Here is a 12956-nt window from a genome sequence, read left to right on the forward strand (position 1 = left end):
TAGATTTTTGCTCCGACTGGGCGCCTTCCTAGAGGGCCTAGTCGGAGCTCTAATCAACTTATTCACATGATATACGTTTTTACAAATGTCATTTCTAACTGCTTGAATGTGCCTTTTATTTTTTGCTTGCTATTATGTTTTAAAAATGACATCCGCCGGAACATTAACTTATTTCAGCGGATGTTTGTACAATAAACATTTGTAGCTGTCGCTTTGCTTTCGCTACATAAAACACTTGTAGCTGTCGCTTTGCTTTCGCTACATAAACCATCGCTGAAACAAATTAAAGCATTGACTTTATCGGCTCAAATGATTTGCGATGATGAATAGTTGGACCAAACTCTTCAAGGGCTATTAAATGCTGTTTTGTTCCATATCCTGCATGCTGAGCAAAACCATACATAGGGAATTCCTCGTCCAATTGATCCATATAATCATCTCGAGCTGTTTTTGCCAATATGGATGCAGCTGCAATAGCTAAGCTTTTCGCATCCCCTTTAATTATTGAATCCTGCGGAATAGAGATTGGCAGCGTCATAGCATCAACTAGCACATAATTAGGTTTTATAGCTAACGATTCTACACTTGTCTTCATCGATTGCTTCGTCGCTTCGTAAATATTTAATTCATCAATTTGCTGTGTTGATTGGAAATGGATAAAGTAACATAATGCATGCTCTTTTACTAAAGCAGCATAAGCATTGCGTTTATTTTTTGATAATTGCTTTGAATCATTTAAGCCGACTAGAGCTTCACAGTTCGCAGGTAAAATAACAGCTGCTGTTACTACCGGCCCTGCTAACGGTCCACGCCCTGCTTCATCTACCCCTGCAATTAAAGTATTCTCTCCTCCGTAACTTCGATCGAAATCAATTTTCGCTTGATGTTCCTGCAGTATCTGTTGCTTTTTCTCTTGGCACTTTTGCCAACTTTGCCAAGCCTTTTGCACACCTGCACGTTCATCGGTTGCTACCCCTGTCATCCAGTCCTGCCATTCCTCCGCTTCTTTCAATGCTGTAGTAATTTCTTTAATCGTTTTCATATATTTACTCCCTATTGGTTCTTAACAGTTATTCGCTAATTTTACTTTTTAGTGGGCTAAGGATTAACCCTAACGTTTTGGCGTTCTTCACAATATATCCTTTTTTGTAATATGTACTTGAATGCACAGCACTCTTCATGCCGCACATTTGCAGCCTGAGTCTTCTCGTCCATGCTCTTATACTAACAATACTTTTTTAGAAAGAACAGGTTTGGAATCGTATTACATTTAATGGTATTCCGTGTATATTAATTGATTGTAGTGGAGGTTGGGCGACTCCTTAGGAATCAGCAATTGAGGAACAAAGGCTAAAACCATCACATCCTGCGATAACACCTTCATGACCAACACCGGTGCCGCTTCACTTTCACGCAAAAAACATCTGTTGGCCCGAGACCACGCAGCGAGCAGCGCGAGTGAAGCTGCTCATCGGACGCCCCCAGAAGTCTTTGCTCTTTTGCGAAAGCGAAGCGCAAGCCTTCACTACAATCAATCCCTACGTTATAACGAAAAGCTCCAAATCCATTCAAAAATATTTATTGCTTTTTTCTCGCTCTATATCATTTATCGGCAAGATGGCGTATTCCTAAAAGAAAAACTGTCACACTCACGATTTAAGGCGTGAGTGTGACAGTTTTATTACTGTTCTGTTTCTTTTTCAAGTTGTTCGTCAACAAAATCAAATGTTAGTTTACCTAATTGCAACCCACGGATATCGCGAACGACTAGTTGAGCTACTTGATCATAATCGATTTCTCCTCCAGGACCGAAAACACGGCGAAGTTTACCGATATGATCGAAGGTATCCACTAAATCTTCATGGATAAACTGGAAGCCATAGCGTTCTTCCATTCGTGCCGGATAATGAACGGATAAAAAGCGTAGACCATATACAGCTAAATCCTCCATATTCGTTATAGTATCCTTTATAGCACCTGTTAAGGCTAATTTAAAGCCTACTTCTTGGTCTTCGAATTTCGGCCATAAAATACCTGGCGTATCGAGTAATTCTAGCTCCTTGCCAACCTTTATCCATTGCTGAGCCTTAGTGACCCCTGGCGTATTCCCTGTTTTTGCGATATTTTTCTTCGCTAAGCGATTAATAAGCGTCGATTTTCCTACGTTCGGAATGCCAACAATCATTGCACGAATGGCTCTTGGCTTCATCCCACGTGATTTCATGCGTTCAAATTTTTCTTTCAAAATTTCTTGAGCAGCCTTTGTCACCTGCTGTAATCCTTTGCCTTCAAGAGAATTGATTGCAACCGCCTTATGACCTCGTTGCGCAAAGTATTCAACCCATTTACGTGTTTCGTGCTCATCTGCCATATCTGACTTATTTAAGATAAGGAGACGCGGTTTTTGATTGATTACTTCGTCGATCATCGGATTTCGGGAAGATAGCGGTAAACGTGCATCTATTAATTCAAATATAATATCAACTAGCTTTAATTTTTCTGTAACTTCTCTGCGGGCCTTTGCCATATGCCCAGGAAACCATTGTATAGTCATATCTATACCTCCTAAACTAAAAGAAAAAGGGAGTGTTTAGCCCTCCCTTTCAAGAATTACTTTACAATTTTAATATCACTAAACGGCCAGAAAATCAGACTTGTACTTCCAATAATCTCTTTCTGATCGACGACTCCAATAATACGACTGTCCTTACTGTATCGACGATTATCTCCCATAACGAAAACATAGCCTTCTGGAATTACATTATCTTTTAGGTTTACATCAATGTCTTTTAATGTAAAATCCTCGGTTAAAGTACCTTCTGTAATTTTTGATTTGTAAGCATCTAAATAAGGTTCATCTATCGGTTCACCATTAATGTATAATTGATCATTTTTATACTCCAATGTCTCTCCTGGAAGCCCAATAACACGTTTAATATAGTTTTTCTTTTCAGGAGCATGGAATACCACAATATCAAAGCGTTTTGGTTCACCTATTTTATAACCGATTTTATTCACAATCATACGGTCGCCATCTTCAAGGGTTGGCATCATGGATTGGCCATCTACTGCAATGGGTGTAAATAAAAAATAACGAATAATCGCTGCAATCGCAAATGCAATTAGAAGTGCCTTTGTCCATTCCCATAGTTCATTCTTTTCCTTTATCTGTTTTTCCATCGAGATTTGCCCCCTTGTCTATCCTCATTTTAGTTGATAGCTATTTAAGATGACAAGCAAAAAGAAAAGGGGCTTGTTACACAAGCCCCTCACTTTTAAGTCATAATTATCGAATTTCTTTAATACGAGCAGCTTTACCACGTAGGTTACGTAGGTAGTAAAGTTTAGCACGACGTACTTTACCACGACGTACAACTTCTAAGTTAGCGATTTTTGGTGTGTGTACAGGGAATGTACGTTCAACACCTACACCGTAAGAAATTTTACGAACTGTGAAAGTTTCGCTAATACCGCCACCACGACGTTTAATTACTACACCTTCGTATACTTGTACACGTTCACGAGTACCCTCTACTACTTTCACGTGTACCTTAACAGTATCACCAGGACGGAAAGTTGGTAGATCAGTGCGAAGCTGAGCTTTTGTAATCTCTGTAATAATGTTTGACATTGTTTTCTCTCCTTAGACAGATGCTCTTGCACGCAATCTATGCCACAGCGGAACACCGTAATTCAGTACTTCACATAGAAGTACAGAATAGATGTTATCATAAATATAGATAGCAATCAAGCATCTTTATCGTTATTTTTAAGTTTTTCTAGATACAATTTTTGCTTGTCTGTTAATGGATAATTCTCGAGCAAATCAGGACGACGCTCGAATGTTCTTTTCAGAGATTCTTCCATACGCCATTGCTCAATCTTTGCGTGATTGCCCGATAGTAAGACATCAGGTACTTTCATCCCACGAAATTCAGCGGGGCGTGTATAATGTGGGTGCTCTAGAAGACCCGTTGAGAACGAATCTTGTATGTGGGAATCCTCTTGTCCTAAAACCCCCGGCAGAAGTCGTACAACGCTATCTATAACTGTCATAGCCCCTAGCTCGCCACCAGTTAATACGAAATCTCCAATTGAAATCTCATCTGTGACAAGATGCTGACGAATGCGTTCATCATAACCTTCGTAATGACCACATAAAAATACTAGCTCTTTTTCTTGCGCCAGCTCTTCTGCCTTTTTTTGAGTAAAGCGCTCACCTTGTGGGCACATCAAAATGATACGAGGATTTTTCCCTTCTGTAATGGCCTCGACAGCGCTAAACATCGGCTCTGGTTTTAAGACCATTCCCGCACCACCACCATACGGATAATCGTCTACTTGATTATGCTTATTACCCGAAAATCCACGGAGATCAGTGACTTCCAGATTTACAGCACCTTTTTCCTGCGCCTTCTTTAATATGGACGCTCCAAAAACGCCTGTAAACATATCCGGAAATAAACTTAACACATGAATATTCATCATAGTAGACCTTCCATTACATGGATCACTATTTTCTTCTCATCAATATTAATTTCCTTGACGATATCCTCGATATACGGGATATAATGCTCTTTTTTAGTGCCTTTGACTACCCACACATCGTTTGCACCTGTTTGAAGAATGTCGGTCACTGCTCCAATTGTTTCGCCTTCTTCAGATACAATTGTACAGCCAATTATTTCGTGGAAGAAATATTCATTTTCCTCTAATAAATCATCTGTCAATTGATCTTTCGTAATTTTGAGCATTCCTTCTTTGAAAGGCTCAACCAAGTTGATGTTATTCATTCCCTCAAAGGTTAACAAAATAAAGTTTTTATGACGACGCACTGATTCAATTGTTACCCACGTTGGCTTTTTATCGTCTTTTTTAAACGCCGCAAGCTTTATTCCCACTGCAAAGCGCTCTTCCTCAAAATCAGTTGTTGATAATACACGCACCTCACCGCGAATACCGTGCGTATTGACAATACGACCTACATTAAACCATTCCATTCAAATCTCACCTCATATCAATTTCGCCTTGGCGTAATTGCGTCCGGATTTTGAATTGTGCCCAGGCCTACGCGAAGTAGGTAGGTAAGTTAACCGTTTTCGCAGGATGCGAAGGTTTTAGGCTAACATCCTTCATTTCATTCCTTTCAAAATCCGTGACATCCGCCGGAGGCTTTATCTTCATTCAGCGGGAGTTTGAAATCCGCTGAAAAGGAATCACATCCTCATTCATCTCACAACCTTAAGAGGCGGGAGTCTTAAGCTGAATGAAGATAAAAAATGCTAAAACATGCTCGTCCCCGTCAAGCTACTTGCTAGCCAGATCAAAAAGTAACATTTCTCTCACCTTTCACCTACAAAAACAGTTTAACTTTTGGTGGACGGTGTTATAGCTAAGACGTTGACCAGTCTTCCTCAATGTCATTATGTTCAATTATCTCTCAATGTAACTAAGATAATGAAAAAAGGAAGGAACCGGCAAGCTCCTTCCTTTTAAGTCCAGATTTTACGCTTTACCTCAAGGCCACTTCGAATTCCTAAGCGCATGTAAACATACCTGTTAGGACTCTCCAGTGCTTGTTGCATATAAAAGAGCGTGAAAATCTTTTCTTTCAATCCAATATATCGACGTAGGTCTTTTTTTGATGGTGACTACCCGCCGCTGAATAAACAATTGTACGAATCGCTTTCGCTACTCGCCCTTGCTTGCCTATGACTTTCCCTCGATCCTCTGGATGAACAAAAAGTTTATAAACAATTCGATTTGCATTTTCATCCGTCTCTATACGAACTTCTTCTGGATAATCGACTAACGGTAAAACGATTGCTTCAATCAGCTGCTTCAAAGACCTCGCCCCCGATTATTTACTGAATTTTTGGTTATGGTATTTTTCCATGATACCTTGTTCTGAGAACAAGTTACGCACTGTATCTGATGGTTTTGCACCGTCAGTTAACCATTTAAGAGCTTTCTCTTCATCAATGTTTACAGTAGCTGGTTTAGTTAGTGGGTTGTAAGTACCAACTGTTTCGATTGAACGACCGTCACGTGGTGAACGAGCGTCTGCAACTACGATACGATAGAAAGGAGATTTTTTAGCTCCCATACGTTTTAAGCGAATTTTAACTGCCATTTTAATAGCACCTCCGAATAAGTTTCACACAAGATAGTATATTATCAATGTTTAGGTTGTTTGTAAAGTGTTTTTTCTTAACACCTATAAAATATTATTTAAACAATGAATCGAAGCCTGGTAGTTTCATCTTTTTCTTTCCTTTTCCACTCGCCATGCCTGTCATTTGCTTCATCATTTTTTTCATTTCTTCAAATTGCTTCAATAGACGATTTACCTCTTGAATTGATGTCCCAGAACCCTTCGCTATACGCTTTTTACGGCTACCGTTAATAATTTCTGGATTCGTCTTTTCAGCAGGTGTCATCGAATAAATAATCGCTTCTACGCGACCCATTTGCTTATCATCGACTTTAACATTGTCTAAGCCTTTGATTTTGCCGGCACCTGGCAACATTTTTAAAATTTCGTCAAGTGGGCCCATTTTCTTTACTTGTTGCAATTGTTCCACGAAATCATCGAACGTAAAGGTCTGGGATTTAAATTTTTCCTCTAGTTCTTTAGCCTTTGCTTCGTCAACATTCGCCTGAGCCTTTTCTATAAGTGATAGAACGTCACCCATTCCTAATATACGGGACGCCATACGCTCTGGATGGAAAGGTTCCAGCGCATCCATCTTCTCACCCATACCAACAAACTTAATAGGCTTCTGTGTAACGGAACGAATTGATAACGCCGCACCACCACGTGTATCACCATCTAGCTTTGTTAAAACGACTCCTGTAATACCGACTGCTTCATTAAAGCTTTCTGCCACGTTTACAGCATCCTGACCTGTCATAGCATCTACAACTAGGAATACTTCATCCGGCTCTTTTAACGCACGAATATCCTTTAATTCTTGCATTAAATCTTCATCGATATGCAAGCGACCAGCTGTATCGATAATAACGACATCATGATGTTCTTCTTTTGCCAATTCAATTGCCTGACGTGCAATTTCTACTGGAGATACATCGGTTCCTAATGCAAAAACAGGTAGGGATAACTGCTTGCCTAATGTTTGTAACTGCTGAACAGCCGCTGGACGATAAACGTCTGCAGCAACTAGTAATGGCTTACGATTATATTTTTTACGTAACACATTTGCCAATTTACCTGTAGTTGTCGTTTTACCTGCACCTTGTAAGCCGACCATCATAATGACAGTTGGTGGCTTTGTATTAAATTTAATTGGGCTTTGCTCGCCACCCATTAATTCTGTTAATTCTTCTTGTACGATTTTAATAACTTGCTGACCTGGTGTTAAGCTTTGCATAACATCTACACCGACAGCACGTTCACTGACCTTTTTAACGAATTCTTTGACTACTTTTAAGTTAACATCCGCCTCGATTAAAGCAAATCGGACTTCGCGCATCATTTCTTTAACGTCTTGTTCCGATACTTTACCTTTACCTTTAATCTTTTGGATCGTTCCTTGGAGTCGTTCCGCTAATCCTTCAAAAGCCATTGCTTTCGCCTCCTAATCCCATTCTTTCAACTGTTCTATAAGCGTTAGCTGCTCTTCAATTGTCATACTTTGTTCTGTAATCCCTGTTGTTAGCTGCGCAAGCATTTGTGTACGTTGTTGAAATTTTTCAAGTAAACATAGTTTTTCTTCATATTCTTCAAGCATCGCTTCTGTTCGACGAATATTATCATAAACAGCTTGGCGTGAAACCCCATACGATTCAGCGATTTCTCCAAGTGAGTGATCATCTAAATAATAGAGTTCCATATAACTTCGTTGCTTATCTGTTAATAATGCTTGATAAAAGTCGAAGAGAAAGTTCATGCGTGTTGTTTTTTCAAGTAGCATCGAATGTTTCTCCTCCCGTTATTAGTCATTTGTATCATAACGAAAAGCGCCCGTCTGTGTCAAGGTAATCTCCTTGTCTAAAAGCTTTAATTAACTGCTTTTTAGGTGTTTTCCACCTATAGCCAGTATTTCCCTTTTAAACAATGCGATTCCCCTGTTTACAGACGAGCGCTTCAAATTACTTGTGAGCCATTAGTCCTCACTATTTTGTAATTCTTTATCTAAACCATCAGCAAATAAGCCATACACATAACGCTCTGCATCAAATGGTTGTAAATCATCCATTTTTTCACCAAGACCAACAAACTTTACAGGAATGTGTAATTTATTACGAATAGCAAGAACAATACCGCCTTTTGCAGTGCCGTCAAGCTTTGTTAAAACGATCCCCGTTACATTTGTAGCTTCCTTAAATGTTTGTGCTTGAACAAGTGCATTTTGGCCTGTTGTTGCATCTAATGCTAATAGTACTTCATGTGGAGCATTCGGTATCTCACGAGAGATTACTCGATGAACTTTTTCAAGCTCATTCATTAAGTTTACTTTGTTTTGTAAGCGCCCTGCTGTATCACAAATTAACACATCTGCATTACGGTTTTTCGCTGCACGAATGGCATCATACATAACCGCCGCTGGATCTGAACCTTCCGATTGCTTAATCACTTCACAGCCTACACGGTCTCCCCAAACTTGTAATTGATCGATGGCACCAGCACGGAAAGTATCACCTGCCGCTAAAACAACTGTTTTACCTTGCGATTTTAGACGATGGGCAAGTTTACCGATTGTCGTCGTTTTCCCAACACCGTTTACCCCTACGAATAAAATTACCGTAAGCTCACCTTTAGGTTGCATATTAAGCTCGATTAAATCCTCTTCTCCTTGCTCATAAACTTCCACAAGTTTTTCAGAAATAATCGTTTGAATACCGTTTGTATCTTTTATATTTTTACGCTGAACCTCAAAGCGTAATTTGTCCATTAGCTCCATTACTGTTTCAAAGCCAACGTCTGCCTGTAATAATAAGTCTTCTAATTCTTCAAAGAAATCTTCATCCACTTTTCGATAACGAGCAACTAGATCGTTTACTTTAGAAGTAAATGAATTACGCGTTTTTTCAAGACCAGCCTTGAATTTTTGTGTAATAGACCATGCAGAAGGTTTTTTCTCCTTTTCAGGTTCTTCTACTACTGCGACTTCTTGCACTTCTTGTTGCTCTTGATCTTTAATTGCTACAGGAGTTTCTGTTTCAATTGAGGTTTCTGTTTCAGAAACTTCTTCAATTTTTTCCATTTCATCTACAGTTGCTTCAATTTGAGCAGGCTCTGTTGCTTCGTCTTGCTTCTGTTCAGCAGCTTCTTCTTCATTGATTGCTACTACTTTTTCTTCCTCGGTGGGATTGCCTGTCAATTTATCTTTTAAACGTTTAAAAAAACTCATGCTTGTTCGCTCCTTTGCTCCGCAAGTACGGGTTCATCTTCTAATTTTACTGATACAAGTTTAGATACGCCAGATTCCTGCATTGTAATACCATACAATACATCCGCTCCCTCCATCGTCCCTTTACGATGGGTGATCACAATAAATTGCGTATTGCGACTAAATTTCTTCAAATATTGGCTATATCGAACGACATTCGCCTCATCTAAAGCCGCCTCTACCTCATCGAGAATACAAAATGGTACAGGTCGAATATTTAGGATGGAGAATAATAACGCGATTGCAGTTAGTGCACGCTCACCACCGGAAAGCAAAGTTAGATTTTGTAATTTTTTCCCTGGAGGTTGTGCTACAATTTCTATACCTGTTTCTAGCAGATTCTGAGGGTCCAATAACACTAAATCCGCCTGTCCTCCACCAAATAATTCACGGAATACACGTTTAAATTGCTCTCGAATGGCATAGAAGGTTTCGCTAAATCGTAGCGTCATTTCTTCATCCATTTCTTTAATAGCCTCATGTAATGTTTCCTGTGCAGCAAGTAAATCCTCACGCTGCTCTGTTAAAAATGAATGGCGTTCAAGTACGCGATCGTATTCCTCGATGGCGCTCAAATTAACAGGACCTAGCTCTTCTATCGATTTCTTCAGTAATTTCACTCGACGTCGCATATGCTCTTCATCTTCAATTGCAAGGGCTAACTCCTCAGCTTCCTCATATGTTAGCTGATAGTTTTCTTCTAGCTGTTCATTGAAATTATTAATTTCAAACTCTACGCGACTTCGCTTCAATTCATTTGCACGTATCGCTTCAAGGTAGCCTTTATGCGTACGTTGCAATTCCTTCAGCTGTTCTTCTAAAGTAGTAAGCTCTTGTTGTTGTGCTACTTTTTCATCTTTTTTCTGTGAAATAGTGTCTTGCAACGAATCTCTTGTCGTTTTCCACGTAGCAACTTGCTCATCCACTTCTTCATCGCTTAAAAGTTTTGTCGATTCATCAGATTGAAGCCAGATTATTTCCTGAGAAATATTTTCGTCTTTTTGACGAGCTTTGTTTAATTGTAGGGCTAACTCTGCTGTAGCAATTTGTACTTGTGACATTTGCTCCTGCATTACCGCTAACTGCGAGCGTTTTTCAGCTGACTGCTCACGAAGTAAATCTTTCTCCGATTCACTTTGTAGCTTCACCTTGCTTAATTGCTCCACTGTTTCGTTTATCTCTAGCAGTTCTGTCGCTAGTGCCGTTAAACGCTCCGTAGACGCTTCCTTTTGAGCTAACAATGCTTCTTCGCGTGTTTTTACATCTTGTGTTTCATTTGAAGCAAAGGATACTCTTGCGGATAAGCTTTTCTCGACAACCTCTAGCTCGCGAATACGACTTGCCTGTTGCATTTCATCTTTTCGAAGTTGCTCACCGTCAAGCTTCAATTGTTCTACTTTGTCTCGCAATGTTGCAAGCTTCTCTTTCTCAACTGAGACAGCCTGTTCAGCACTATAAATAGATGCATCCAGCGATTCTAGTTTTACTATTAAACCATCTAATTCCGCTTTTCTTGTAAAGAGTGACGATTGTTGCTTCATTGCACCACCTGTTAATGAACCGCCTGCATTAACGATATCACCTTCAAGTGTTACAACACGATACCTAAACCCACATAAACGAGCAATTTGACTTGCACCTTCTAAACTTGATGCAACGATAACATTACCAAGGAGGTTCTCAACAATTGTGCGGTTGTTTTCATCGAACGTTACAAGTGCATCAGCCATTTGGACAAATGCTGGGTGCTCAGTTGCTAGCTGAATCATAGATAGATTGATCTTCCGTGACTTGATAACTGTTTTAGGTAAAAATGTTGCCCGTCCAGCTCTCTTTTGTTTTAACCAATGAATTGCCTGTTGAGCAAATTGTTCATTGGTTGTCACAATATGCTGAGAGGCTGCCCCTAATGCTGTTTCAATAGCCTGGGAATATTTCCCTTCAACTTGAATTAACTCAGCAACAGCTCCTTCAATCCCAGCTAATTCACTTTTATCACGTGCTAGTAATACTTCTTTTACGCCATGGAAAAACCCAGAGAAATCTGCTTCAAGCTCAGCAAGCGTATCTTTTCTAGCTTTCAGTTGCTGCTGATGCTGATAAGCTTTATAAAGCATATCCTGCTTTTCATTAAATGATGCATTGACGTTTTTAAGCTGTATTTGCAATGCTTCATATTGCTCAAGTTTTTCCTGTAAGTCATTAGTTGTTGTAGTATGAGCAACAACTAGCTTCTCTTTTTCAGCTAGAATTTGCGCAAGCTCTTGCCCGATTTCATCAGTTTGATCTAACATTCGTGTCGCCATCGCTTTTTGCTGCGCTAACTGTTGTTCGATATTTTTTAATTCATTTTTAACTGTTGCTTCTTCGTTTAAAGAGTCGATATAGCGGTTCTTTTGTTCTTCAATTTCTTCTTCAATTTCAGAAACTGAGCGATTTAAAGATTGTTCTAATTGCTTAATGCTTTGTTTCAGCGCTGCAACCTCTTGCTGTTTTTCAATGAACAATTCTTTTTTCTCTCGCTCTTGGGCTATAAGAGACTCAACCTCAGCTTTAGCTTCCTGTAATGCCGTATTCAATTGAAGTAGTTGATTAGAAGCATTTTGTCGTTTTTCAGCCATTAACGCTTTACGACCATCCCAACGCTCTACCTCCATTGTTGCATTAACAAACTCAGCCTGAGTCGTATCTAGATAATCATCTAACTCTTTTAAAAGCTTACGAATACTTACAGTTTGCTGTTCTATCGAAGAAATATGATGAGCTTGTTTTTGCTCCGTTTCATATAGCTCCGTATACTCAGCTTTCAGAGCATGCAAAGATTGTGCACAATTTTTTAAATCGTGCACAAGGATAGCAATATCAAAATCCTTTAACTCTGTTGACATTTGCACATAATCTCTTGCACTTGATGCCTGAATTTCTAACGGCTCTAGACGACTGTCTAGCTCATGTAAAATATCCAAAACACGATACAAGTTTTCATCTGTTTCAACAAGCTTATGCTCTGCTTTTTTCTTTCTTAGTTTATACTTTAATACGCCAGCTGCCTCTTCAAAAATTGAACGACGGTCATCAGGTCGGCTATTTAAAATTTCATCGACACGGCCTTGCGAAATAATGGAGAAGGCCTCTTTCCCAAGTCCTGAGTCCATAAACAAGTCCGTAATATCCTTCAGGCGACACTGCTGGTTATTTAGTAAATATTCACTATCACCTGAACGGTATACGCGTCTTGTTACGCTAACTTCTGTATATGAAAAAGCTAACTGTTCATCTGTGTTATCTAAAATTAATGTTACTTCTGCAAAGTTTAGTGGCTTACGTGAGTCACTTCCAGCAAAAATAACATCCTCCATCTTTGCCCCACGTAACGACTTTGCCGATTGCTCCCCAAGTACCCAACGAATAGCATCAGTGACATTACTTTTACCACTACCATTTGGTCCAACCACCGCTGTAACACCAGGTACAAAATCAACTCCAATGCGTTCCGCAAAAGATTTAAAGCCAATCACTTCGAGTCGTTTTAGGAACATCTAT

12 protein-coding genes are annotated in these 12956 nt (G+C 39.5%); all 12 read right to left on the minus strand.

Annotated features, from left to right (window positions below):
* Positions 1-283: 283 nt before the first annotated feature.
* A complete protein-coding gene (locus C7Y47_RS03440) occupies positions 284-1042 on the minus strand; it encodes a ribonuclease HII (RefSeq protein WP_142507485.1) in 759 nt (252 codons plus the stop codon).
* A 639-nt stretch (positions 1043-1681) separates the two neighbouring features.
* On the minus strand, positions 1682-2554 hold the full coding sequence (gene ylqF, locus C7Y47_RS03445) for a ribosome biogenesis GTPase YlqF (RefSeq protein ID WP_142507486.1): 873 nt from the start codon (positions 2552-2554) through the stop codon (positions 1682-1684).
* A gap of 56 nt (positions 2555-2610) precedes the next feature.
* Positions 2611-3180 carry a signal peptidase I gene (gene lepB / locus C7Y47_RS03450; RefSeq protein ID WP_132357459.1) on the minus strand — a complete coding sequence of 190 codons (570 nt, stop codon included), beginning with the start codon at positions 3178-3180 and terminating at the stop codon, positions 2611-2613.
* Between the two features lie 106 nt (positions 3181-3286).
* Complete coding sequence (gene rplS / locus C7Y47_RS03455) at positions 3287-3631, minus strand: 50S ribosomal protein L19 (protein ID WP_049668419.1); 345 nt, start codon at positions 3629-3631, stop codon at positions 3287-3289.
* Positions 3632-3747: 116 nt separating this feature from the next.
* On the minus strand, positions 3748-4485 hold the full coding sequence (trmD, locus tag C7Y47_RS03460; RefSeq protein ID WP_132357881.1) for a tRNA (guanosine(37)-N1)-methyltransferase TrmD: 738 nt from the start codon (positions 4483-4485) through the stop codon (positions 3748-3750).
* Positions 4485-5000 (minus strand): ribosome maturation factor RimM, encoded by a 516-nt coding sequence (rimM, locus tag C7Y47_RS03465; protein ID WP_142507487.1) that lies wholly within the window; start codon positions 4998-5000, stop codon positions 4485-4487. Before rimM ends, trmD begins: the two co-directional genes overlap by 1 nt.
* 611 nt (positions 5001-5611) lie before the next feature.
* Positions 5612-5845 carry a KH domain-containing protein gene (locus tag C7Y47_RS03470; RefSeq protein WP_004269410.1) on the minus strand — a complete coding sequence of 78 codons (234 nt, stop codon included), beginning with the start codon at positions 5843-5845 and terminating at the stop codon, positions 5612-5614.
* Positions 5846-5860: 15 nt separating this feature from the next.
* Entirely contained in the window at positions 5861-6133 is a 273-nt protein-coding gene (gene rpsP, locus C7Y47_RS03475; protein WP_142507488.1) for a 30S ribosomal protein S16, read from the minus strand.
* Between the two features lie 94 nt (positions 6134-6227).
* Positions 6228-7586: a signal recognition particle protein gene (gene ffh / locus C7Y47_RS03480; protein ID WP_142507489.1), complete on the minus strand. Its 1359-nt coding sequence runs from the start codon at positions 7584-7586 to the stop codon at positions 6228-6230.
* Between the two features lie 12 nt (positions 7587-7598).
* Complete coding sequence (locus C7Y47_RS03485) at positions 7599-7934, minus strand: putative DNA-binding protein (RefSeq protein ID WP_132357463.1); 336 nt, start codon at positions 7932-7934, stop codon at positions 7599-7601.
* Positions 7935-8126: 192 nt separating this feature from the next.
* Positions 8127-9374 (minus strand): signal recognition particle-docking protein FtsY, encoded by a 1248-nt coding sequence (gene ftsY / locus C7Y47_RS03490; protein ID WP_142507490.1) that lies wholly within the window; start codon positions 9372-9374, stop codon positions 8127-8129.
* Positions 9371-12952 carry a chromosome segregation protein SMC gene (gene smc, locus C7Y47_RS03495; RefSeq protein WP_142507491.1) on the minus strand — a complete coding sequence of 1194 codons (3582 nt, stop codon included), beginning with the start codon at positions 12950-12952 and terminating at the stop codon, positions 9371-9373. Before smc ends, ftsY begins: the two co-directional genes overlap by 4 nt.
* Between the last annotated feature and the right edge of the window lie 4 nt (positions 12953-12956).

The organism is Lysinibacillus sphaericus (assembly GCF_006864135.1).
Taxonomy (GTDB): Bacteria; Bacillota; Bacilli; order Bacillales_A; family Planococcaceae; genus Lysinibacillus.